The organism is Brevibacillus sp. B_LB10_24 (assembly GCF_046036945.1).
Lineage (GTDB): Bacteria > Bacillota > Bacilli > Brevibacillales > Brevibacillaceae > Brevibacillus_C.
On sequence record NZ_JBJQOQ010000016.1, the window covers coordinates 40,696 to 63,090 of the forward strand.

The 22,395-nt window shown below is 50.1% G+C and carries 24 protein-coding genes; 22 read left to right on the forward strand and 2 right to left on the reverse strand.

From position 1 onward, the window contains the following. The first annotated feature begins 32 nt into the window (after positions 1–32). The 9 genes from rpsF to ACI7RC_RS15600 all read left to right on the forward strand — a co-directional run bounded on the left by rpsF (position 33) and on the right by ACI7RC_RS15600 (position 7,618). Positions 33–320 carry a 30S ribosomal protein S6 gene (rpsF, locus tag ACI7RC_RS15560; RefSeq protein ID WP_408109146.1) on the forward strand — a complete coding sequence of 96 codons (288 nt, stop codon included), beginning with the start codon at positions 33–35 and terminating at the stop codon, positions 318–320. Between the two features lie 26 nt (positions 321–346). Continuing rightward, a complete protein-coding gene (locus tag ACI7RC_RS15565) occupies positions 347–808 on the forward strand; it encodes a single-stranded DNA-binding protein (RefSeq protein WP_408109147.1) in 462 nt (153 codons plus the stop codon). A gap of 34 nt (positions 809–842) precedes the next feature. Continuing rightward, positions 843–1,073 carry a 30S ribosomal protein S18 gene (rpsR, locus tag ACI7RC_RS15570; protein WP_408109148.1) on the forward strand — a complete coding sequence of 77 codons (231 nt, stop codon included), beginning with the start codon at positions 843–845 and terminating at the stop codon, positions 1,071–1,073. Between the two features lie 75 nt (positions 1,074–1,148). After that, the gene (locus ACI7RC_RS15575) at positions 1,149–2,075 is read left to right on the forward strand and encodes a YybS family protein (protein ID WP_408109149.1); all 927 of its coding nucleotides are present in this window, start codon (positions 1,149–1,151) and stop codon (positions 2,073–2,075) included. A 15-nt stretch (positions 2,076–2,090) separates the two neighbouring features. Further along, on the forward strand, positions 2,091–4,031 hold the full coding sequence (locus tag ACI7RC_RS15580; protein ID WP_408109150.1) for a DHH family phosphoesterase: 1,941 nt from the start codon (positions 2,091–2,093) through the stop codon (positions 4,029–4,031). A 15-nt stretch (positions 4,032–4,046) separates the two neighbouring features. Next, positions 4,047–4,490: a 50S ribosomal protein L9 gene (gene rplI / locus ACI7RC_RS15585; RefSeq protein ID WP_408109151.1), complete on the forward strand. Its 444-nt coding sequence runs from the start codon at positions 4,047–4,049 to the stop codon at positions 4,488–4,490. 32 nt (positions 4,491–4,522) lie between these two features. After that, positions 4,523–5,872: a replicative DNA helicase gene (gene dnaB, locus ACI7RC_RS15590; protein ID WP_408109152.1), complete on the forward strand. Its 1,350-nt coding sequence runs from the start codon at positions 4,523–4,525 to the stop codon at positions 5,870–5,872. A 167-nt stretch (positions 5,873–6,039) separates the two neighbouring features. Then, positions 6,040–7,326, forward strand: coding sequence for an adenylosuccinate synthase (locus ACI7RC_RS15595; protein ID WP_408109153.1), 1,287 nt, complete (start codon positions 6,040–6,042; stop codon positions 7,324–7,326). Positions 7,327–7,408: 82 nt separating this feature from the next. Continuing rightward, positions 7,409–7,618: a hypothetical protein gene (locus tag ACI7RC_RS15600; protein WP_408109154.1), complete on the forward strand. Its 210-nt coding sequence runs from the start codon at positions 7,409–7,411 to the stop codon at positions 7,616–7,618. Between the two features lie 72 nt (positions 7,619–7,690). On the opposite strand, the gene ACI7RC_RS15605 is transcribed toward ACI7RC_RS15600, so the two are convergent. Further along, positions 7,691–8,062 carry a hypothetical protein gene (locus tag ACI7RC_RS15605; protein ID WP_408109155.1) on the reverse strand — a complete coding sequence of 124 codons (372 nt, stop codon included), beginning with the start codon at positions 8,060–8,062 and terminating at the stop codon, positions 7,691–7,693. 234 nt (positions 8,063–8,296) lie between these two features. Between ACI7RC_RS15605 and ACI7RC_RS15610 the strand changes: the two genes are divergently transcribed. From ACI7RC_RS15610 to ACI7RC_RS15640, 7 genes are all read left to right on the forward strand, one after another. After that, positions 8,297–9,787 (forward strand): LysM peptidoglycan-binding domain-containing M23 family metallopeptidase, encoded by a 1,491-nt coding sequence (locus tag ACI7RC_RS15610; RefSeq protein ID WP_408109156.1) that lies wholly within the window; start codon positions 8,297–8,299, stop codon positions 9,785–9,787. A 151-nt stretch (positions 9,788–9,938) separates the two neighbouring features. Continuing rightward, positions 9,939–10,643, forward strand: a complete 705-nt coding sequence (gene yycF / locus ACI7RC_RS15615; RefSeq protein WP_408109157.1) for a response regulator YycF — start codon at positions 9,939–9,941, stop codon at positions 10,641–10,643. Beyond that, on the forward strand, positions 10,644–12,482 hold the full coding sequence (walK, locus tag ACI7RC_RS15620; protein WP_408109158.1) for a cell wall metabolism sensor histidine kinase WalK: 1,839 nt from the start codon (positions 10,644–10,646) through the stop codon (positions 12,480–12,482). Further along, a complete protein-coding gene (locus ACI7RC_RS15625; protein ID WP_408109159.1) occupies positions 12,479–13,858 on the forward strand; it encodes a YycH family regulatory protein in 1,380 nt (459 codons plus the stop codon). Before walK ends, ACI7RC_RS15625 begins: the two co-directional genes overlap by 4 nt. Next, positions 13,828–14,592, forward strand: coding sequence for a two-component system regulatory protein YycI (locus ACI7RC_RS15630; protein WP_408109160.1), 765 nt, complete (start codon positions 13,828–13,830; stop codon positions 14,590–14,592). The genes ACI7RC_RS15625 and ACI7RC_RS15630 overlap by 31 nt, the downstream gene beginning before the upstream one ends. Next, complete coding sequence (locus ACI7RC_RS15635; protein ID WP_408109161.1) at positions 14,589–15,377, forward strand: MBL fold metallo-hydrolase; 789 nt, start codon at positions 14,589–14,591, stop codon at positions 15,375–15,377. Before ACI7RC_RS15630 ends, ACI7RC_RS15635 begins: the two co-directional genes overlap by 4 nt. A 123-nt stretch (positions 15,378–15,500) precedes the next feature. Beyond that, positions 15,501–16,736: a S1C family serine protease gene (locus ACI7RC_RS15640; RefSeq protein WP_408109162.1), complete on the forward strand. Its 1,236-nt coding sequence runs from the start codon at positions 15,501–15,503 to the stop codon at positions 16,734–16,736. A gap of 89 nt (positions 16,737–16,825) precedes the next feature. On the opposite strand, the gene ACI7RC_RS15645 is transcribed toward ACI7RC_RS15640, so the two are convergent. Beyond that, complete coding sequence (locus ACI7RC_RS15645; protein ID WP_408109163.1) at positions 16,826–17,353, reverse strand: hypothetical protein; 528 nt, start codon at positions 17,351–17,353, stop codon at positions 16,826–16,828. Positions 17,354–17,519: 166 nt separating this feature from the next. Here ACI7RC_RS15645 and ACI7RC_RS15650 point away from each other — a divergent pair, with 166 nt between their 5' ends. The 6 genes from ACI7RC_RS15650 (at position 17,520) to ACI7RC_RS15675 (ending at position 22,323) form a co-directional block, all read left to right on the forward strand. Continuing rightward, complete coding sequence (locus ACI7RC_RS15650) at positions 17,520–17,795, forward strand: CxxH/CxxC protein (RefSeq protein ID WP_408109164.1); 276 nt, start codon at positions 17,520–17,522, stop codon at positions 17,793–17,795. A gap of 3 nt (positions 17,796–17,798) precedes the next feature. After that, complete coding sequence (gene rlmH / locus ACI7RC_RS15655; protein ID WP_408109165.1) at positions 17,799–18,278, forward strand: 23S rRNA (pseudouridine(1915)-N(3))-methyltransferase RlmH; 480 nt, start codon at positions 17,799–17,801, stop codon at positions 18,276–18,278. A gap of 545 nt (positions 18,279–18,823) precedes the next feature. Further along, the gene (locus ACI7RC_RS15660) at positions 18,824–19,327 is read left to right on the forward strand and encodes an RNA polymerase sigma factor (protein WP_408109166.1); all 504 of its coding nucleotides are present in this window, start codon (positions 18,824–18,826) and stop codon (positions 19,325–19,327) included. Then, positions 19,320–20,348, forward strand: coding sequence for a hypothetical protein (locus ACI7RC_RS15665; RefSeq protein ID WP_408109167.1), 1,029 nt, complete (start codon positions 19,320–19,322; stop codon positions 20,346–20,348). The genes ACI7RC_RS15660 and ACI7RC_RS15665 overlap by 8 nt, the downstream gene beginning before the upstream one ends. Before the next feature lie 318 nt (positions 20,349–20,666). After that, positions 20,667–21,380, forward strand: a complete 714-nt coding sequence (locus tag ACI7RC_RS15670; protein WP_408109168.1) for a response regulator transcription factor — start codon at positions 20,667–20,669, stop codon at positions 21,378–21,380. Between the two features lies 1 nt (position 21,381). Beyond that, positions 21,382–22,323, forward strand: coding sequence for a sensor histidine kinase (locus tag ACI7RC_RS15675; RefSeq protein WP_408109169.1), 942 nt, complete (start codon positions 21,382–21,384; stop codon positions 22,321–22,323). Positions 22,324–22,395: the final 72 nt, after the last annotated feature.

Below are 22,395 nucleotides of genomic sequence, written 5' to 3' on the forward strand. Positions count from 1 at the left end.
GGCCGTTTAGTCCAAAAGGAGGTGAAAAAGGTATGCGTCAATACGAAGTTATGTATGTATTGCGTCCAGACCTTGAAGAAGAACAAGTGAAAGCGAATGTAGCTCGTTACAGCGATGTCGTGACTAGCTTTGGTGGCGAAATCACCAAACTTCAAGAAATGGGCAAACGTCGTCTTGCGTATGAAATTCAAAAGTTTCGTGAAGGTTTCTACGTTTTGATGAACTTCAATGCGAATCCGGACGCTGTTGCGGAAGCAGAGCGTTTAATGAAAATTAACGACGACGTTATTCGTTTCCTCTTCGTCAAAGAAGAACAATAATTGTCGTTGCGGGAGAGGGGTATTGTATGCTTAACCGTGTCATTCTTATCGGCAACCTTACCAGAGATCCGGAACTGCGCTACACGCCTAATGGTGTGGCAGTCACTACCTTTACGCTGGCGATCAATCGTCCGTACTCTAACCAGAGCGGCGAGCGGGAAGCGGATTTTATCAACGTCGTCGCTTGGCGCCAATTGGCCGATCTGTGTGCGAACTATCTGCGAAAAGGCAGACAAGCTGCCGTCGAGGGCCGGCTCCAAACGAGATCGTACGATAATAAAGAAGGCAAAAAGGTATACGTGACGGAAGTAGTGGCAGAGAACGTCCAGTTCCTGGGCGCAAAATCGGGCGGCGAAGGAAGCGGCTACGATCCTGGCTTCAGCGGATCCAAGCCGGCCGCGAAAGGTAATGGTTTCGACACGTTTAACGACCCCTTCGCTGATGCAGGTAAGCCCATTAACATTTCGGATGATGACTTACCGTTCTAAGAAACTTTCACATTCCTGAAAAGGAGGGAATTTCATGGCACGCAAAGGACGTCCTAACAAACGTCGTAAAGTATGTTACTTTACTGTGAATAAAATCAAAAAGATTGATTACAAGGATACCGATCTTTTGAGGAAATTCATCAGTGAGCGTGGCAAAATCTTGCCGCGTCGTGTAACAGGTACTTCTGCCAAGTATCAGCGGATGCTGACAATAGCGATCAAACGTGCTCGCCAAGTAGCACTGCTGCCTTACACGGCTGAATAATAGGAATGAGAGATAAAAAGGGGGACACATTTAGTGACCCTCTTTTTTTCCATATGCAAAGGGGAGTCGCACCATATGCCCAATCGGACCAAACAAGTGGCTGAAAGTGCTTTGCTATTGGGGATTTCAACGGTCCTGCTGTTTTTAGGTACATATACTTTTTTCGGCGAACTGGTGTTAATGGCCATTCCCGTATCGTTCATTTTGCTGGCCGTAAAGCGAAGCGGAAGAGACATGTTGGTGGTCATCGTCGTTTACGCTATTCTGGGGCTGCTGATAGCGGGTATTTTTGGGATGCTTCTTGGTGTAGGTCTTGCCCTGGTCGGCACTGTCATGGGGATGATGTACAAAGGGCGCAGCTCTGCTCTGCCTGCGGTATTCGGCGGCGCCGGGGTATTGTTTGGCTTGATCTTGGTCTCGCTTGCGATCGCTACCTTTTTTATGGGGATCGACATCGGCGCGGAGTATGACCGGTTGGCCCAAACGGTGACCAAAGGAACGCTAAACCTTTCGCAAAGGTTGGGGGTCAGTGAAGAGCTGATCGAACAGCAGATCAGCTTGTCATTTGTCTTGCTGCCGTCTTTTCTCGTCGTGTTCAGCCTGTTTTTCAGCGGGGTGAATCACTGGTTGGCAAGTATAGTTGCAAAACGGACGGGTCACCCTATCCCTGTGCTAAAACCGCTTCGGGAGTGGAGCTTTCCCCGGTCTTTTCTGATTTATTACTTTATCTCCCTGCTGCTCATTCTCGTCTTTCAATCTTCTCTTATGCAGGGTTATTGGGGAAGCGCGATCCTCAATGTCCGCTACATCTTGGACATCGCCTTTATCATTCAGGGACTTGGCCTTTGTCTGTACGTCATTCACGCAAAGAAATGGAAATTACTTACACCCGTGCTGATCGTCTCTCTATTTATTTTTCCTCCTATAACTAATATACTAAGCTTATTAGGGATTTTTGATCTAGGAATCGGATTGCGCAAAAGACTGGGAACAAGAATGTGAAGAGGAGCTGAGGAAATGCCCAAGTTCCTTCTAAAGCGTTGGTACGGGCTGCACATGGTGTTGGCCCTCAGCTTCAGCTTATTGCTGTTAGCCATATTGACGTGGTACCACTGGATGTACGGAGCGCTAGGCATTTTATGCATTGTCGGGCTTGTTTTGTTCTCGCTGCAAATGGAGAAGGGTTTTCAGCGGGATTTGCGCGTGTATTTGGCCACGATTGCCCATCGGGTAAAAAAGGCTGGTGAAGGCGTCATTCAGGAGATGCCAATGGGCATTCTGCTGTACAGTGATGATAAGGTGATCGAGTGGACCAACCCGTACATGCAGGAGATTTTAGGAGAAGAATCGCTCATCGGCAAAAATCTTTCTGAAGTTTTTCCTGGTTTTGAAATAAAGCCCGATCAGAAGCGGGCAGAACTTATCATAAATGATCGGCACTACGAGGTTTTGATTCGTCCGGGCGACCGCCTGCTTTATTTTAAGGACATCAACGAGTTCAAGGAGCTGTCCATGCGCTACAGCCGCGAAAAGGCCGTGGTGGCGGTTATCCATTTGGACAATCTTGACGAGGTTGGCCAGGTGATGGACGAACAGAGCCGTACATTGCTTTCGACCAGCGTCTACGGTGTCATCAGCGAATGGGCGCAAAAGCACAAGATTTTCCTGCGCCGGTACACCTCCGACAAATTTATCGCCGTGATGCATCGTGAAACGCTGGATCGGCTTGAGGAAAGCCGTTTTGACATCCTGGATGTCGTCCGGGACATGACGGCGGACAATAAAATTCCCGTTACGCTGAGCATCGGCGTAGGCGGCGGGGATGCGTCCCTGGTGGAACTGGGACAAATTGCTCAATCCAGTCTGGATATCGCACTGGGGCGCGGCGGAGATCAGGCTGCGGTCAGGGTCGGCAGTAAGCTCACCTTTTACGGCGGCAAGTCAAACGCAGTGGAAAAACGCACCCGGGTACGCGCCAGGGTCATCGCCCACGCCTTGCGGGATTTAATCCACGAAGCAGATTTTGTCATCGTCATGGGACATAAAAATGCGGATATGGACTCGATCGGGGCGTCGCTTGGCGTATGGAAGGCGGTCCAGGTGCATCAAAAAAATGCTTATATCGTCCTGGATGAAGTAACCACCGGCATTGAACGGCTGATGCGTGAGATCAACAACAACGAGCAGCTTTCAGAAGCATTCATCTCTCCGGAGCAGGCTCTGCAGCTCATCACTGGACGGACACTGCTCGTCGTGGTTGATACACACCGTCCACCGCTTGTGATCGAGCCGCAGCTCTTGGAGGAGACCAACCGGGTGGTTGTAATCGACCACCACCGCCGGGCAGAAGATTTCATTCATGATCCCGTTCTAACGTATCTGGAGCCGTACGCCTCATCCACCAGTGAGTTGGTGTCCGAACTGCTGCAGTATCAGAGCGAACGAATCAACATCGAAAACTTGATTGCGACGGCGCTGTTGGCAGGGATTGTCGTCGATACGAAAAGCTTTGCCTTCCGCACCGGTTCGCGCACCTTTGAAGCAGCGTCGTTCTTGCGCCGCAACGGCGCGGATACGGCTTCCGTCCAGCGGTTCTTGAAAGAGGACCTCAATCAGTTTGTCAGACGGGCCCGGGTGGTTATGAATACGGAGATTTACCGCAGTCATATCGCCATTGCCGTCGGCAATCCGCATGAAGAATACACACAGGTGGAGATGGCGCAAGCAGCCGAGCTGCTGTTGACATTGTCCGGGATCCAGGCTTCTTTTGTAGTGGGGACCCGTGCCGATGGAGCTACCATGATCAGTGCCCGCTCCTTGGGAGACATCAACGTTCAGACAATCATGGAACAGTTGGGCGGCGGCGGCCACCTTACTGGGGCGGCTGCCCAACTAAACGACATCACGGTTGAAGAGGCGGTTGAGCGCATCAAAGGAGTTATTGACAGTTTGTCGTAAAGGGGGAGATTTGCCGTGAAGGTAATCTTTTTGAAGGATGTAAAGGGACAAGGAAAAAAAGGTGAAGTAAAGGACTTGTCTGAAGGCTATGTAAGGAACTTCTTGCTGCCCAGAGGCTTGGCCAAAGAAGCGACCGATGGAAATATAAAGACGCTTGAGGCGCAGAAGCGCAGCGAGGAAAAACGCAAGGAACAGGAAAAACAGGAAGCGGAAGAGCTGGCTGTCAAACTGAACGAACTGACGGTCAAAATTTCCGGTAAAGCAGGGGAAGGCGGACGTCTGTTTGGAGCGATCTCCAGCAAGCAGGTCGTTCAAGCCCTGGAAGAACAGGCCGGCATTAAGCTGGATAAACGCAAATTGGAGATGGATGCGATCCGGACCCTCGGGGTTACCCAGGTGAAAGCCAAGCTGTATCACGATGTGACAGCAGTGTTCAAGGTACACGTAACGGAAGAATAATCAATCGAACACGAGTGAGCGAGGGGTGTGAAGTGAGCGACCTGTTTTTAGATCGAGTGCCGCCGCAAAACTTGGAAGCTGAACAATCTGTACTAGGTGCCGTTTTTCTAGCAAGGGAAGCTCTCATCACGGCAGTAGAGATCCTTCGTCCGGAAGACTTTTACAAGACAGCTCACCAGCGCGTTTTTAAAACGATGCTGGACCTTTACGAAAAAGGGGAGCCTGTCGATCTGGTCACTGTTACGGCTGAACTGCAGGATCATAAGCTGTTGGAGGAGATCGGCGGGGTATCGTATCTGACCGACCTGGCCCGATCGGTGCCGACAGCAGCCAATATCGAGTACTACGCGCGGATCGTGGAAGAAAAAGCCCTGCTGCGCCGCTTGATCCGCACCGCGACCAAGATTGCCAACGACGGCTATTCCCGCGAGGATGAAGTCGGGGAGATCATAGCCGATGCGGAGCGGTATATTTTGGAGCTTGGACAGAACCGCAACAGCGGCGGTTTTACTTCCATTCGGGACGTGCTGATGGAGACTTACGAGCGAATTGAGTTGCTCAGCCAGCGCCGCGGTGAAGTGACAGGGATTCCGTCGGGCTATCCCGATCTCGACAAAATGACCTCGGGATTTCAGCGCTCTGATCTGATTATCCTGGCTGCCCGTCCATCTGTAGGGAAAACGGCGTTTGCGTTAAACGTCGCCCAAAACGTAGCGGCCAGGGCGGGGGAAACCGTCGCGATCTTTTCATTGGAGATGGCTGCCTCTCAATTGGTTCAGCGGATGATTTGCGCCGAAGGCAACCTAGACGCCTCCAAAATGCGGACGGGGTGGCTCGAGGAAGATGATTGGCAAAAACTGACCATGGCGATTGGCACATTGGCCAAGGCGCCTATCTACATCGACGATACACCGGGAGTTACCGTACAGGATATCCGGGCCAAGTGCCGGCGTCTGCAGGCCGAACGGGGACTCGGAATGATCCTGATCGATTACCTGCAGCTGATTCACGGCCGGGGAAGAGGAGAAAACCGGCAGCAGGAGGTTTCGGAAATCTCCCGTACGCTAAAAGGCATTGCCCGTGAGTTGAACGTTCCGGTGATCGCCTTGTCCCAGTTAAGCCGTTCGGTAGAGCAGCGGCAGGACAAGCGGCCGATGATGTCGGACATTCGTGAATCCGGGTCAATCGAGCAGGATGCCGATATCGTCGCTTTCCTGTATCGTGACGATTACTACGACCGGGAGACCGAAAATAAAAACGTCATTGAGATCATCATCGCCAAGCAGCGGAACGGTCCGACAGGCACAGTCGAGCTGGCCTTTTTAAAGGAGTACAACAAATTCGTCAGCCTGGATACACGCCATCGAGACATGGCTGGATAAAACTGACAGCAAATGCCGAATCGTTCGGCATTTCTTTTTTGTATCTACACTGAAACCGAACATATAGATTTATAGTTTTGAGTATTGTTCGGCTTTTGCATTGACACGGAGGGTCCCGTTTTAGTACACTAAGTAGTGTTTCTGACAAGATCAGGAGGTGCTTCGCGATGTCTTCAGTAGTTGTTGTAGGAAGCCAATGGGGCGATGAAGGAAAAGGAAAGATTACAGATTATCTGGCAGAGACAGCAGAGGTGGTAGCCCGTTACCAGGGAGGAAACAATGCGGGTCATACCATCATTTTTAATGGGAATAAATACAAGCTTCACTTGATTCCATCAGGGATCTTCTATAAAGACAAGGTTTGTGTCATCGGGAACGGGATGGTCATCGATCCGAAAGCACTGGTGACAGAACTGGAATATCTTCACGGATTTGGGTTCTCCACGAAACAATTAAAAATCAGCAACCGCGCCCATTTGATCATGCCTTACCACATCAAATTAGACAGTGTGGAGGAAGAGAGCAAAGGGGCAAACAAGATCGGCACCACCCGCAAAGGGATTGGTCCTGCTTACATGGATAAAGCGGCTCGGATCGGCATCCGCGTGGCGGATTTGCTCGATCGGGATGAATTTGAACGGAAGCTGTCCCGCAACCTGGCGGAAAAGAACCGTTTGTTCGAAAAACTGTACGAAACGTCCGGGTTCGATCTTCAGGAAGTACTTGAGGAATACCTGGGCTATGCGGAAATCATTCGTCCGTACGTGGCAGACACTTCCGTGGTGCTTAACGATGCAATCGACCAGGGAAATCGCGTGTTGTTTGAGGGAGCACAAGGCGTCATGCTGGACATCGACCAAGGGACGTACCCGTACGTCACGTCCTCCAATCCAATCGCCGGCGGTGTAACCATCGGCTCCGGCGTAGGGCCGACCAAGATCCATCAGGTAATCGGCGTAGCCAAAGCATACACGACCCGTGTCGGCGATGGTCCGTTCCCGACTGAATTGCATGATGCAACCGGCGATCACATTCGCGAGGTAGGCTTTGAATACGGCACGACGACAGGCCGTCCGCGCCGCGTTGGCTGGTTTGACAGCGTAGTGGTTCGCCATGCCCGCCGTGTCAGCGGGATTACCGGGTTGGCTGTGACCAAGCTGGATACGCTGACGGGAATCGATACGCTTCGCATTTGTACGGCATATAAATACAATGGCAAAGTAATTGAAGAATTTCCGGCCAACCTAAATGTCCTGGCCAACTGTGAACCGGTGTACGAAGAATTGCCGGGCTGGACGGAAGACATTACCGGAATTCGTAACATCAACGACTTGCCTGAGAATGCCCGCCACTACGTTGAGCGGATTACGCAGCTGACCGGAGTGCCGTTGTCCATCTTCTCCGTTGGTCCTGACAGGGAACAGACGGTCGTGGTTCGCGGCGTTTACTCCTAACTTTTTTTAAAAAGAGACAGACACCACTGGGGAACGTCTGGGCATATGGTATCCCATACCAAACGAAAACGAGGTGTTTGAGATGGGATTTGACCAAAAGGCGTTGAAACTGGTTGGAAAAAAGGTAGAGGTAAAGATGTTTAACGGCAGCGTGATCAAAGGCACGATGTCTCACGTGAGCAAAGGGTATGTTTGCTTTATTACTACCTTTAAGCGGGCTGATACGGAAGAGTTTTCATTCCGCCGCCTATCCCTGAAAGATGTCACCTCGATGATAGAGGTCAAACGCTAATGATAGATAAACAAAAGCCACCCATCCGCGTACAACGGGGGGGTGGCTTCTATCTCCCTTCTAAAGCTTTTTTTACACTTCGCCGTCCGCAGCAGTGATGATGGCTTTCGCCTCGTCAGCGCGGTCTTCCGGAACGACGGCAGTCAACAATACGCTTCTCCCGACTGTTTCCTGGCCTCCGTCAGACATTCCGCTCGCCGCCGGATCTGCTGCAGCCAGTATGCTTGCGTCCCGGCCAGTTGGAAAGTCAGCACCTAAAGTCAAGGAGCCAAGGCTGGGAATGTCCCCGCTTATCGGGTTCATTACCTTCTCAACCCCATCTCCCGGATAGGTTCCAATGACGTCTACCTGCACCGTGTCGAAGCCGGCTGCATGAAGCTGTTTGGCCGCTGCATGAGCAGCATCTTCATTCCTGAATCCAGCGAGAATATTACGCTCTTTCACGGTTGACCTCCATAATGTGGAATGGGATTTTTTCTATTGTGCCACTCAAAGATTGAGATTATTCGACGCTATTTTACACTTGATGACGGCATCTTACTTGTGGTAAAGTCGTAATAGTTGATTTTTCGATATATTTGCCAATTATAACCAAATATAGATGAAAGAACAGAATGTTAATTAGCTATTTTAGAAACATTCTGTTAACGTGTGATTTTTTGTTCAGGAGGGTTGATGATGGGGCTAGCCGAGTGGAAAGCCTGGTTGAAACAACGTTTGAAACCAATTTACACAGGCGATAAAACAAAGAAAATCGGAGAACGGGTCAGCACATACATATCAAAACATAAAAAAGCGGTTATCTGGAGCAGTTCAGCGGCAGTTGCCTGCCTGGCTGTCGGAGTTTCCGCCACATACTATTACGAATCTCATATTATACCGATCTACCACGTCGTCGTTAACGGCAAGGAAGTGGGGATCGTCAATGATACCGAAATCGTCCAAAAGTGGGCTGAGGAGCAGCTAAAAAAGGAACAATCAAAGAAAAACGGCGCTCCCCTGAAATTGTCGGATTACATAAGCTTTACGCAAGAGATGGTTTACAAAGGGAAATACGATAACGAAGCAACATTAGCCGCTTTGGCCAAAGAAGCACAGATCAGGGTAGACGCGGTAAAAATTAGCGTAGACGGTACGGTCATCGGATACGCGGCCAATCAAGCGGAAGCAAACGAAGCGCTCAACCGCATCAAGAAGAAATATGCAGGCGATGCGGTTGAAGATAAAAATTACACAGTCTCCGCCGCCTCAGTCAAAATGGCAGCGGACAGCCCGAAGAAACAGGTCAAGTTTAAGGAAAACGTCGCCACTGACGAGGGTTCTGTTCCGGTAGCACAAGTTCTGACAGTGGACAAGCTTACCGATCTGCTCAGCAAAGGAACATTAAAGCAGGAAGTACATACGGTCAAAGAAGGCGATTGCATCACATGCATCGCCAAGCAATACGGAATCACCTCCAAAGACATCTATGCAAACAATCCGGGAGTGACGGAAGATACGCTTTTGCAATTAGGGCAGAAGCTGAACGTGACGGCGACGAGATCGCTGGTCACCGTCCAGGTAACGGAGGAAAAAGAACAGACTGAAACAATCGACTACTCGACTGAAACGAAAAACAATGATCAGCTTCCCAAGGGTGAAACGAAAATCATCCAGCAGGGGAAGGAAGGCAAAAAACTTGTCCGCTATCAGATCGTGATGGAGAATGGACAGGAAGTCTCCAAAGAGGTAATAGACGAGAAGGTTCTGGAGAAGCCTGTGACCAAAATCGTCGAGAGAGGTACAAAAGTGATTCCTTCCCGTGGGACAGGCCGTTTGAGCTGGCCGGCTAAGGGATACATCAGCAGCGGTTTTGGCATGCGCTGGGGCCGGATGCACAAAGGGATTGATATAGCGGGTTCCGGCTCTGTTCTTGCGGCAGACAACGGTCGTGTCACCCTGGCTGGCTGGGATGGCGATTACGGTAATTCGGTAGTCATTGACCACGGAAACGGAATGACGACACGTTATGGCCACATGAAGTCGATCAGCGTAAAAGTCGGAGATGTCGTCAGCAAAGGCAAGAAAATCGGGGTCATGGGTTCGACAGGCGACTCTACAGGTGTCCATCTCCACTTTGAAGTTCACAAAGATGGTAAATTGATGAATCCATTGTCATACTTAAAATAATAGTAGTAGAATAAACATAGAAGGTCGTTCCCGGGTTAGGGGGCGGCTTTTTCTTTAGGCTTCTTCAGAGGAAGCTTGCCTTATCAAAGAGTAAAAGGCAGGAAAACATATTCTATAAGTGGAATCCATATAGTAAGTGGGGTGAGCGCAAATGGCCAAACTCCTGGTCGTAGATGATGAAAGACCGATTGCCGACATACTGAAATTCACCTTGGAAAAAGAAGGTTACCAGGTGGTATGCGCATATGACGGGGAGGAAGCGATTCAGGCGGTTCAAGTGGAGAAACCTGATCTGATCCTGTTAGACGTGATGCTGCCCGGAAGAGACGGCATGGAAGTATGCCGTACTGTGCGGCAATCCTTTGACATGCCGATCATCATGCTGACGGCGCGAGACTCGGAACTGGACAAGGTTTTGGGATTGGAGCTGGGAGCGGACGACTACGTCACCAAGCCGTTTAGTGCGCGTGAGCTGGTAGCCCGGGTAAAAGCTCATCTTCGCAGGCTGAGGCCAAAGGCGGAAGAGCAGGATGGGCACTTTTTACGTATCCATGACTTGGACATTGACTTGTATTCCTATACGGTGACAAAGTTAGGAGAAGTACTTGACTTGACTCATCGGGAATTCGAGCTGCTCGTATACCTGGGGCGTCACCAGGGGCAGGTCCTCACCCGGGAACATTTACTGCAGGAAGTATGGGGTTTTGACTACTTCGGCGATGTTCGTACGGTTGACGTGACGATTAGACGGCTGCGGGAGAAGATTGAGGACGACCCAAGCCAGCCCAAATACATCATTACCCGGCGCGGTCTGGGGTACGCCCTGCGCAATCCCGGCCTGGGGGGCCACATGTAGATGTGGCGCCTTCGTCTGTTTAAAACGGTCCAATGGAAAATTGTCGTTATTTACATGTTGTTGATTTTGATCGCGATGCAGTTTATCGGGGCTTATTTCGCACGGGAAGTAGAGAGTTACTACACCAATTCCTTCGAGGAAAACCTGAATGCCCAGGCGACGTTGTTGGCCGCCAATTCGGAGCGGTATCTGAGTTCACCTGCCAACAATAAGAAGGATTCTGCCCCTGACGTGGATACGAGAGACATCGACAACCTCGTGTACAATCTCGTAGCGGTGAATGACGCTAGAGTTCAAGTGGTAGACCAAACCGGTACCGTGGTGTCGACCACTGAGGACGATAAGGGGATCATCGGACAGCGTACGGCACAGAAGGAGATCGCCATCGCCTTGATGGGCACGAGAAATGAAGCCATCCGGATTGACCCGCGGACAGGCAACCGGGTAAAGGTGCTGGCTGTGCCGGTAAAGCGGGGAAACGTGGTTTACGGCGCGGTTTACATGGTCGCTTCGATGGAAAAGATGTACACGACTATCCGAAACATTACCAGCATTCTCGCTACGGGAACGGGGATCGCCCTGCTCTTGACGGTCGGACTCGGCGTGGTGCTGGCCCGCACGATCACGAAACCGGTCAAGGAGATGACACTGCAGGCGAAGGCTGTGGCAGACGGGAATTTTAACCGAAATGTTCGGATTTACGGCGACGACGAGATCGGCCATCTTGGCATGGCCTTTAATTACATGACGGCCCGATTGCGGGAAGCGATCCAGCAGCAGGAAGAGGAGAGGGAAAAGCTGTCTCAGATCCTCTCCAACATGAGCGACGGCGTTATCGCGACGGATCGGGACGGACGGATTATCCTGATGAATCCTTCGGCAGAAGAGATGCTTCAAGTGAAAGAGACGGAAGTGCTGGCGAAAAGGATGACGCTGCACGATGTGCTGCGGCTGCCTTCAGAAGAAGAGATGCCGCTTTCTTTCGATTCGGGGCCGCTGATCCTGGAGATGCAGCTGGCCCCGCAAGAAATCTTGACGCTGCGGGTGACCTTTACGTCACTTCAGCAGGACAGCGGAAAAAAAGGCGGCATGTTTGCCGTTCTACAGGACGTCACCGAACAAGCCCGTCTGGAGCAGCAGCGGCGTGAATTCGTCGCCAATGTTTCGCATGAGCTGCGGACGCCGCTGACGACGATCAAAAGCTACGTCGAAGCGCTCTTGGACGGTGCGAAGGACGAGCCGGAACTGTCCAATCGCTTTTTAGGGGTGACGATGACCGAGACGGAGAGGATGATCAGGCTGGTCAATGACCTGCTGCAGCTGTCGAGATTTGACTCGCAGGGAGTGATCCTTCACCCCAGGGCGATTAACTTTACGCAGTTAGTCAAATACGCAGCCGACCGCTTTTCCCTGCAAAGCGAACAGCAAGGCATCCGCTTTGTGAATGAGATTCAGGGAGAGCTGCCGCAGGTCTATGCCGATCCGGATGCGATGAATCAAGTGCTGGACAATCTGTTGTCCAACGCGATCAAATTCACCCCTGAAGGGGGGGCGGTGACGCTGCATGTCAGCCCCGACCAACGGCTGCGCAGGGTCATCATTTCGATCACGGATACGGGGATCGGCATTCCGCGGCGAGATATTCGCCGCATCTTTGAACGGTTTTATCGGGTAGACAAAGCCCGCTCCCGCAGACAGGGAGGGACAGGGCTGGGACTCTCCATTGCAAGAGAACTGGTTCAAGCACATGGTGCAGAGATCGAAATCGCCAGTGAATGGAATGAAGGAACGACAGTCACTTTCTGGGTGCCCTTCGCTGAGGGTGGTGAGACTGCATGAGACAGATGACCGAATCCGGCAAGACGGTAATCCTGTGCATCCTGGTAGCTGTCAGTTTCCTGTTGACGTTCCAGCTGTGGAACAAACAACCGCAGTTTGAATTTATCGCTCCTACCACCTACCTGGAGTCCGGGCTGATCGGCGAGTCGAAGGACATGGAGGATCTCGTGACGCCGAACGCAGTGGTGTTTCACTACGGAGAAAACCGGCATACCAAGGCCGGACCGACTGATGCCCCTTACGCCTCGATCCAGTCACAGCTTAGCAAATGGTACTTCTATGACTTTCTCACCTACCCCTTGACCAAGCAGAAGTGGGAAAGTTTGACCCAGGAGAAGCCGGGGTTGGAGATTCAGTTTCGTTCCGGGATACCGGTCTCGATCATCTCGCAAATGTTCGCCTTTCGCGGAGAAATGTCCAACCGGATGAAAGGCATCGACCGGATCTGGCTGTATTACGAAGAGAGCGAGGACATGGTTTACGCCTTGTTTATTTCCAAAGACGGCAAACAGGTGGTTCGTGCCCGCACGGTCGTGAGCCCCAAGGATTTGACGGAGTCGTACCTGCCGATGGGCCGTTTCATGCCGGAGCAAATCCTGAAGTACATGCCGGAGGAACCGGCCAGGAACACGGTGTTTTGGCAGATATACTACGTTCCGAAGGAGCAGCAGAAAATCCGTCAGTTCCGTTTCCACTACTCGCTGCTTAATGAAAAGGCGATCATCGACGCGTTCTTCCTGGACCCGACGCTGATCCGCAAAATCGTCGAGCGGGACAATACCGTGATATACACCGATGGAAGCAGGTCGCTGCAGCTTCGCAAAGAACAGTATTTGATGACGTTTACCGACCCCGCCCTGCCGCAAAAAACAGAAGGGCTGTCGGATGAAGACAAAATGCTCGGAGGGATTTCGTTCATCAATCAGCACCTCGGCTGGACGGGAAGCTATTACTTTGACCGGCTGGAACAGCGATTGGGAGAGGGAGATGTGATCTCTTTCCGACGGTACGTCGGGTCGTATCCGCTCGTCAGCAATGACGGCAGGGAAACGATCTCGGTCACGACGGAAGAAGGGCAAATCGTCACGATGAAACGCTCGCTCATCGATCTGAAAAACTACGTTGACTACAAGGAGTCGGAGATCATCTCAGGGCCAACCTTGTACGAGCGCCTGCGGGCACAGAAGGTGGATACGGATCAGATTCAAAATGTGTACTTGGGATATCAGAGCAAGGTATTTCCGGAGTATGTGGAATTGACCCCGGTCTGGGTAGTGGAAATGCAGGATGGAACGACCTTGATGCAAGACGCACGTGCGAAAAACCCGGAAGAGGAGGAGGGCCAGTGGACTGGAGCAAAGCCAAAAGCATCCTGATCTGCGCTTTTCTCTTCCTCGATCTCTTTTTGGGGTATCAGGTCTACGTGTCGCGGACGGAGCAGTGGGTAGACTCCGATACAGTCAAAAACGGGGTGGAGGGCACCGCTTTTCTGGCGCAGCATCAAATCTCGCTGAAAGTGGACATCCCCCAGGAAACGCCCGAAATGAACTACGTAAACGTAGAGTATTTGGACGCGGACCCGATCACGGCCCAACTGGCCCAACCGATTCAGCTTAATCTGTCCAAGAACCCTGACGATTTTTTAAGGCAAATGAGCCAAAAAGTCGTTCACGCCGAACAGTACCGGCTTGATCACTATTTGCTCGAGAAGGGCCAGATTATGTTTTGGCAGTCGCATGACGGAGTGCCGATTTACATTGCCCCATTGGAAGTGAAAGTAGAAAAAGGCATGGCGACAGGATACAAGCAGACGTATCTTCATGTACACAATCAGGGAGACAACCGGCAGGTGATCTCCGCCTATACAGCGCTCCGCTCGCTGGTCGAAAAGGAAATTATCACAGCGAACGAACAGGTGGAGGATGTCACGCTCGGGTACTATGGGCACGAGTACGATGCAGTCGTGCAGGTTTTGGCGCCCGTATGGAGAATCGTCCACAATGGGAAGATCCATTATGTAAATGCCTTCACAGGGGCCGTGGAAAGACCGCTGGAAGCGCAGTCAGATACAACAAACAGCGAGGATGCAGGAAGAAGGGAACAGGGTTGAGATTTAGCGTGTTGGCAAGCGGCAGTACAGGAAACGCCATCTATGTCGGAACAGACCGGACTTCACTGTTGATCGACGTGGGGATCACAGGCAAACAAGCAGACGCGGCACTGCAGGAGATCGGCGTGAATCCGGCAGAGCTAAAGGCTATTTTGGTGACCCATGAACATGTCGACCACATAAAGGGCGTAGGTGTTTTAGCCAGAAGGTACAACATCCCGATCTACACCAACCAGAAGACCTGGGGAGAGCTGGATGGGCAAATCGGCACGATTACAGAGGATCAACGCCGTTTTTTTGAGATTGGGGAAATGAAAGAGTTTGAAGATCTGGCTGTCGAATCGTTTGGCATCTCACATGACGCTGCCGAACCGATGGGCTTCTGTTTTTATCATGGAAAGAAAAAGCTGAGTGTAGCCACGGACCTGGGCTATGTCAGCGAGCGGATCAAGCAGACGATTCGCGGGGCAGACGCGTACGTCTTTGAGGCCAATCACGATGTCGAGATGCTGCGGATGTCGCATTATCCCTGGAGCATCAAGCGGCGCATATTGAGCGATGTTGGACACCTGTCCAACGAAACCGCCGGAGAGGCGCTGACCGACATCCTGCAGGGACAGGCGGAGCGGGTCTACCTGGCACATCTGAGCAAGGAGAACAACATGGCAGAGCTGGCCCGCTTGACCGTAAAGAATATTCTCGAAGAAAAAGGGTTGAAGGTTGGCGACGACACCCACTTGCGTGAGACGTATCCGCATCGTCCCACCAAGCTGGAAGAGGTATGATTCCACAACCTTTCCATATTTCTCACGCCACTTTCCCGTAACGGATTCGTATACTGAGAGTGAAGGATGGTATAACTTCTATGAAAGGCTGCTAAGCTTACTAGTAGAAAGGAGAGAATGGAAATGGGGTATTACGACGATTTCTACGAACCGGAGCGCAAAAAACGGCGTGACCAGGGCGTTGGCCGCTTTATCGTTACCTCTGTTACATCTGCAGTCATCGGCGGACTTGTCGTTCTATTAATGATGCCAGCACTTACTAAATCAGGTTATGTTTCGCTAAATCAACCGAATACCGCTCTCGCGATGGGCAACAACGTAGGGGTGACGCCAGTATCGGTGTCACAACCCGTATCGCTGGATGTCAATACCGGCATCGTCCAGGCGGTGCAAAAGGTGGAAAATGCCGTAGTCGGGGTGATTAACATCCAAAAAGTAACCAACCCCTGGACGCGGCAAAGCGGCACGGTCGAAAGCGGCGAGGGTTCCGGCGTCATCTTTGAGAAAAAGGGCGGAAAAGCACATATCATCACCAACTATCACGTCATTGACGGGGCGCAAAAGGTGGAGGTTTCCCTGCCGAAAGGGGATCGCGTCGAGGCGACCATCATCGGGGCCGATGCCCTGACCGATCTGGCCGTCCTGGAAATTGACGGTTCGAAGGTAACCACTGTGGCGGAGCTGGGGAATTCCGACACGCTAAAAGTGGGTGAACCGGCGATCGCGATCGGGAACCCGCTCGGCTTGCGGTTCTCCCAGACAGTGACGGCGGGGATCATCAGTTCCCTCAACCGCTCGATGCCGATCGACGTGGACAACGACGGACAGCCCGACTGGGATATGGACGTCCTGCAAACAGATGCAGCGATCAACCCCGGCAACAGCGGCGGCGCTCTGTGCAACATCTACGGACAGGTAATCGGGATCAACAGCATGAAAATTTCCCAGACAGGTGTTGAAGGGCTGGGCTTCGCCATTCCGATCAACGACGTGAAGAACATCGTGTCGCAATTGATGCAAGACGGCAAGCTGAAGCGGGCCTATATCGGCATCCAAAATCCGCTTGATCTGACGAATGTGCCGCGTTCTGCGTGGAAGGAAGATCTGAACCTGCCGCAAGATGTAAAAGCGGGTGTCGTCATCAGAGGAGTCCCTGATTTCTCGCCAGCTGCAAAAGCAGGTTTAAAACAATACGATGTCATCGTCAAGCTTGACGACAAAGAGATCAACTCGACGGCAGATCTTCGCAAGTACCTGACCATCAACAAAAAACCGGGAGACACGATAAAAGTAACGTTCTACCGGAACGGTTTGGAGAAGACAGTCGATCTTACACTGGGCAATTCACCTGCCAACTAAATCAGGCAGGGAAAACATCATACAGAGGGGTGCTGCACGAGCGGCGCCCCTCGCTTTGTTTATTATGGCGGGGATGCGGTCGTTGGGGTCTAAACGATGCCGGATTGCTGTATCAGCAAGACGACAAAAGCGGCTGAGGATAAGAGGAAAACCGCCACCCAAAAAATCAGGTACTTGTCCCAGATCTTCTTCTTGTGAAATACAATCTGAATTTGCTGAAGCTCGGCATGTGTCTCAGGAAAGCCTGCCAGGTGTTGTTTGTAACCAAGCACCAGGGCAAATTTCAGCAGTTCAAAGAACTCGATCAGTTCCAACGAAATGGTTGTCTGATTTCCATTTTTAGGGATTTGTTGAAGAGTGATTTTGCTGTTGGAAAAGGTAACATAGATCGTGGAGGGATGAATGTCGTCCTCGGTAATTTTGAATTTGTCGTTCGGCGGGATTTCCCCGCGGCGATAGCCGATATAAGCGGCATGCAGTCTGAGGAAAACGCCGGGAAACAGAAAAATCTCCGCTTTGTTTCTGGCGACGACTAGCGAGCCCAGTCCCAGCATGGCGTTCTTGTCCGGCTTCATATATAGAAATGTGGATCCTTTTGAACTTTTGTACTGAACCAAGGTGCAATCCCTCTTTCTACTGTGGATGGTTGGGCAGCGGGCAGGACTGATTTACCTTTTCCCGCTGGATAGCGGTGTTAAAACGTAAAATGTGAAAGTCTGCACCTTCTTTTTGTGGACGGGATTGGATAAAATAAGGGAAGCGTAGCAGCAAGGAAGGGACGGAATGTACATGACCAGGAACGTGAAAGATGCGAATGATGACGCACAAGTGCGAACGATACATATCAAAGGCGAAGAGACTGAGATTTACGCCGATTTCCCGGTTCGGGTGAGCTGTCTGGAGCACCTGGAGCGGGAAATTGACGACTACGTGAACCAATATGAGGCGGCACCTGATGTATTTCGACGCGAGGATATAGATGATCCTGCTATTGAGGATACGTGTATGGTCTGCGGAGCAAAGGGACAAGCGGTGCTTTTGCGCGTGAAGGGAATGTAGCAGGTGCAAATTACGATCGTAGCTGTCGGCAAGTTGAAGGAAAAGTATCTGAAGGATGGCATTCAGGAGTACAGCAAGCGGCTGTCTGCCTATTGCAAGCTGCAGTTTATTGAGGTAAGCGATGAGAAGGCCCCGGAAGAGTTGAGTCAGACGGAGATGGAGCAGGTGAAGCGGAAAGAGGGGGAGCGGATCCTCGCTCAGTTGAAGCCGGATCAGTATGTCATTGCGCTGGCCATCGATGGAGAGATGTGGTCGTCGGAGAAGCTGGCCGCTGAGATGGGCCGGCTGGCTTTGCATGGGAAGAGCCAGGTGGCTTTTGTCATTGGCGGGTCGCTGGGGCTGTCGGCTGAAGTGTTGAAGCGGGCGGATGTGAGGCTGTCGTTTTCGAAGATGACGTTTCCGCATCAGTTGATGCGGTTGGTGTTGGTGGAGCAGGTTTATAGGGGGTTTCGGATTGGGAGGGGGGAGCCTTATCATAAGTGATGGTAAAACATATTAGACACGAGATTGTACTAGACAGTACTACATAAGCAAGCTATTACGAGAACCTTGTCACGAATAGTGGTAAAGCAGGAACTGAAGGTTGACGTAGCAATACTAAATCTGCAAATGGGAGTGAGAAAATAGTTCAGTAGCTGCACTTACCTGGATAAGTAATTGTCAAATATTTCACACCTATGGTGACCTATAAAACTTAGGATAATCTTCCTCAGAATGATTTGAGGAAGATTTTTTTTCTGCACAAACGGAACGAAGGCGACTTTGGCAATTGCGAAGTTCAGCTTTCCCGATTGGAGGTTCCTGTCAAGGAAAAGATCTACCTCGCCTTTCTCCTCCTCGTTTTTTGTGATTTGCAAACGCGACGAGACAAGGAGGGGGCTAATTGACGCTTCCTCTGCTTCTCTATCCGTAAAATAGAATTAATAAACTTGTATTGGAACAAAACAACAATTTCGTACTGTAAAAAAATTAAACAAAAATGAGATTTTTTCGAGTCACCAATCGTGTTATATGCAGGAGGCGAAAAAATGGAGAACAATTCTTTATTACGTACGGATAAAGAATTGGCTGAACTATATCAACGGCATGTAGATCTAGTTTACAGGCTATGCTATATCTATTTGAAAAATCCCGTTGATGCAGAAGACGCTGTTCAATCTGTATTTCTAAAACTGCTCAAATATCAAAAGGTTTTCAATGACCACGAGCATGAAAAAGCGTGGTTGACGGTAACTACCAGAAATTACTGTAAAGATGTTCTTAAATATTGGTGGAAAACCCGTCGCGTTGCATTAGACATTTTACCTGAGGTTTCTTCTTGGAATGGCGATGAACCATCGGGGAAGGTGCTTGCAAGACTGCTTTCACTTCCCGAAAAATACAAAACCGTTTTATATCTGTACTATTTCGAGGAGTACACGGTAAAAGAGATATCAGAGATGTTGGGATACAAAGAAAGCACGATTCAAACGCAACTATCCAGAGGTCGTAGACGCCTTAAATTTGACTTAGGAGGGAATTTCCATGAGTAACAAAAATATCAATCGACTTTTCGAAGCTCTTAAGCCCAACATCGAACAAAAAGAAAAGATGTTTCATAACATTCTAGTGCAAAGCAAAGATGGAAATAAAAGGCACAGGGGATATACTCTTACGAAACGTTTAAGACCCGCAGTATTGGCAGCCGTGTTGATGGTTTGTTTAGCCACAACCGCTTTTGCAGCGGCATATATGGGATTGGATGAAACGTTTATGAAATCTCTTAATCCGGTAAATCATGAGCAGGCAGAATATTTGTCAAATGGCGCTTATGTGGTTGATAAACAGGTAAAAAACAAGAATGGGACGCTTAAAATTAAGCAAGTGATCGGCGACAGTAATCTGACCTATATTTTAATGGATTTTTCTGCACCGGAGGGTACGGTATTAGACGCAGCTCGGTACCGCTTTTTAGAGGACGACATAACGACAAATCAGAACTTTCAGAGCGTGGAATTTAAAGTGCTAGACGATGGCAACCAGAGCGACAACAAAATTAGTTTGGTTATGAGTATCATGACGAAAAATTCCATAGCCGGTCAAAACGTTCATTTAAAACTCAAAGATTTACAAGCGGCAGATCCGTTTCCAGGCATTTTTACCACGGTCATACCAGACGTTTGGGAAACAGATTTTAAGCTGGACTTCAAGGAGTACTCTACTCCTTATGAAGTCAACAAAAACATTACCATGTTTGGTTATGGGGCGGTACTTAAAACGATCTCCGTCTCGCCGATTTCGATTTCGTTAAAGATTGAGGGCAGTTCAATGAATGAAATTAACGAAGCTGCTGGCTCATTAAAGGAAATTGGTGCTGATCAATACTTGGATAACTACCCAATCACGATAAAGTACCAGGACGGTACATCAGAAACGAAAGGCCTATTTAGCGGAATGCATTTGACGGAGAATGGCACTCACTTATTTATGGTTAAAACGTTTGAAAATGTGATCAATGACAAGGAAATCACATCAATTGTCTTTTTTGGTAAGGAAATTCCAGTTAATAACTGAATCATGCAACAACCTTGTTGCTTTGGAGGTTTTCTTATGATCGCTGTTCCTCAAAAAGGAAATCCATATGTAAGCTGACAGAAAGGGTATTAAAAACATCGTCTTCTGGTTTATAGAAGACGATGAACTCATAGTTACCGCTTTACCAGTTAGTGACGAGCGGAGAACCATACCATAAGTAACGGCGAAATTTCTGATATTAGCTGCTTGCTAGGTGTGGAAAGTTCAAGGGGTTTCTTTCTATTTTGCGCAAAGTATAGGCATTCCGCCTGCCACGGTCTATACTTTTCAGTATGGATATAGTGGGGGGAGAACAACATGGCGCACAATATATTGCTGATCGAGGACGACACCCAAATCGTTGAAATGCTGCAAAATTATCTGGTTAAAGAAGGCTACGACGTCTCGACGGCGTTTAACGGAGTGGACGGTATCGCCCTGTTCCGGCAAAGCGCCTTCGATGTCGTCCTTGTCGATATTATGATGCCGAAGCTGGACGGTATCGAGGTGATTAAGCTGATCAGAGAAAACAGCTCGGTACCGATCCTTATCATGTCGGCGAAGGACAGTGACGTCGATAAGGCGATCGGTCTCGGCTTCGGTGCCGACGATTACATCGCGAAGCCGTTTTCTCTCATTGAAGTGTCGGCCAGGATCAAAGCGGCGATCCGCCGTGCCACGACTTATTCAAATGCCGGACCGGCCGGGACCGCGACTGCAGATCAGACCAAAGTGCTTATATTCGACGAGCTGCGCATTGATCTGGACAATTTTTCAGTGTCGAAAAACGATGTCGATCTGAAGCTGACGGCTAAAGAATTTGAAATCCTGAAGCTGTTCGCCACAAACCCGAATCGCGTGTTCACGAAGGCGCAGCTGTACGGTTTTATATGGAACGACGAGTATTACGGCGACGAAAACGTCATTAACGTCCATATCCGCCGATTGCGCGAAAAAATCGAAGACAAGCCATCCGAGCCGCGGTATATCAAGACGCTGTGGGGCATCGGCTACAAGTGGGAAGGTCAATGACATGGTGATCGCGCTAGCTGTGCTCGTCGTTATTTTGACAGTAGTGATTGTGATTCAATACCGTGCCTATCGAACTAGAAGCTCCAATCTGGAGCAAATACACAACAAATTAAACGATATTATTACGGGCGGCACAAGCGAGAAGCTGCTCGTTTTTACGGACGATCGCGCATTGATACCGATCTTGAACAAAATCAATCATTTGCTGGAGCACAACCAGCAAAGGGCGGCGAATTTCCTGAAGATGGAGCAGTCGATGCGTAAAATGATCTCGAACATTTCGCATGATTTGAAGACGCCGCTTACCGTCGTGCTTGGTTATATCGAAACGATCAATCTAGACCCGGATATGAACGCGGAAGAAAGAAAGGTTCTGCTGTCCAAGGTGCACGCCAAGGCAAACGAGGTGCTGGAGATGATCCGCCAGTTTTTCGATTTGGCGAGACTCGAGTCGGGGGACAAGTCGATTCCGCTTTCACGGATTCACATGAACGATATTTGCGGAAAAAATATACTGGCCTTCTACGACACGCTGACGGCCAAAGGCTTCGAAGTCATCATCGAGATCCCGGACAAGCCGCTGCTTGCGTGGGGCAACGTGGAAGCGCTGGACCGCGTCCTGAACAATTTGATCGCGAATGCAATTCAGCATGGCGGGGAGGGAATGGCGGTTGGATTAACATTGAGGAGTGACGACGAGTTTGTGTACGTGGATGTATGGGATCGGGGTAAAGGGATCGACGAGCTGCATCAAGACCGGGTGTTCGAGCGGATGTACACGCTGGAGGATTCCCGCAACAAATCCTATCAGGGCAGCGGTCTCGGGCTGACGATTACAAAAAGGCTGGTCGAAGCGCAAGAAGGGACGATCCGCATCCTTAGCAAGCCTTACGAAAAAACGGTGTTTACCATCAAGCTGAAACGTATCGCCTTCGCGACTTAAGAATTTTGTAAGAATCGGGTAAGAAAAAAGCAAAATTCGATGCTTACACTAAAGCTTGTAACGAACGAAGGA

Excerpts from the sequence above, each read along its gene's own strand:
- rpsF (WP_408109146.1), top strand. The coding sequence starts at position 33 with ATGCGTCAATACGAAGTTATGTATGTATTGCGTCCAGACCTTGAAGAA.
- ACI7RC_RS15565 (WP_408109147.1), top strand. The coding sequence starts at position 347 with ATGCTTAACCGTGTCATTCTTATCGGCAACCTTACCAGAGATCCGGAA.
- rpsR (WP_408109148.1), top strand. The coding sequence starts at position 843 with ATGGCACGCAAAGGACGTCCTAACAAACGTCGTAAAGTATGTTACTTT.
- ACI7RC_RS15575 (WP_408109149.1), top strand. The coding sequence starts at position 1,149 with ATGCCCAATCGGACCAAACAAGTGGCTGAAAGTGCTTTGCTATTGGGG.
- ACI7RC_RS15580 (WP_408109150.1), top strand. The coding sequence starts at position 2,091 with ATGCCCAAGTTCCTTCTAAAGCGTTGGTACGGGCTGCACATGGTGTTG.
- ACI7RC_RS15595 (WP_408109153.1), top strand. The coding sequence starts at position 6,040 with ATGTCTTCAGTAGTTGTTGTAGGAAGCCAATGGGGCGATGAAGGAAAA.
- ACI7RC_RS15600 (WP_408109154.1), top strand. The coding sequence starts at position 7,409 with ATGGGATTTGACCAAAAGGCGTTGAAACTGGTTGGAAAAAAGGTAGAG.
- ACI7RC_RS15610 (WP_408109156.1), top strand. The coding sequence starts at position 8,297 with ATGGGGCTAGCCGAGTGGAAAGCCTGGTTGAAACAACGTTTGAAACCA.
- yycF (WP_408109157.1), top strand. The coding sequence starts at position 9,939 with ATGGCCAAACTCCTGGTCGTAGATGATGAAAGACCGATTGCCGACATA.
- walK (WP_408109158.1), top strand. The coding sequence starts at position 10,644 with ATGTGGCGCCTTCGTCTGTTTAAAACGGTCCAATGGAAAATTGTCGTT.
- ACI7RC_RS15625 (WP_408109159.1), top strand. The coding sequence starts at position 12,479 with ATGAGACAGATGACCGAATCCGGCAAGACGGTAATCCTGTGCATCCTG.
- ACI7RC_RS15640 (WP_408109162.1), top strand. The coding sequence starts at position 15,501 with ATGGGGTATTACGACGATTTCTACGAACCGGAGCGCAAAAAACGGCGT.
- ACI7RC_RS15650 (WP_408109164.1), top strand. The coding sequence starts at position 17,520 with ATGTACATGACCAGGAACGTGAAAGATGCGAATGATGACGCACAAGTG.
- ACI7RC_RS15660 (WP_408109166.1), top strand. The coding sequence starts at position 18,824 with ATGGAGAACAATTCTTTATTACGTACGGATAAAGAATTGGCTGAACTA.
- ACI7RC_RS15665 (WP_408109167.1), top strand. The coding sequence starts at position 19,320 with ATGAGTAACAAAAATATCAATCGACTTTTCGAAGCTCTTAAGCCCAAC.
- ACI7RC_RS15670 (WP_408109168.1), top strand. The coding sequence starts at position 20,667 with ATGGCGCACAATATATTGCTGATCGAGGACGACACCCAAATCGTTGAA.
- ACI7RC_RS15675 (WP_408109169.1), top strand. The coding sequence starts at position 21,382 with ATGGTGATCGCGCTAGCTGTGCTCGTCGTTATTTTGACAGTAGTGATT.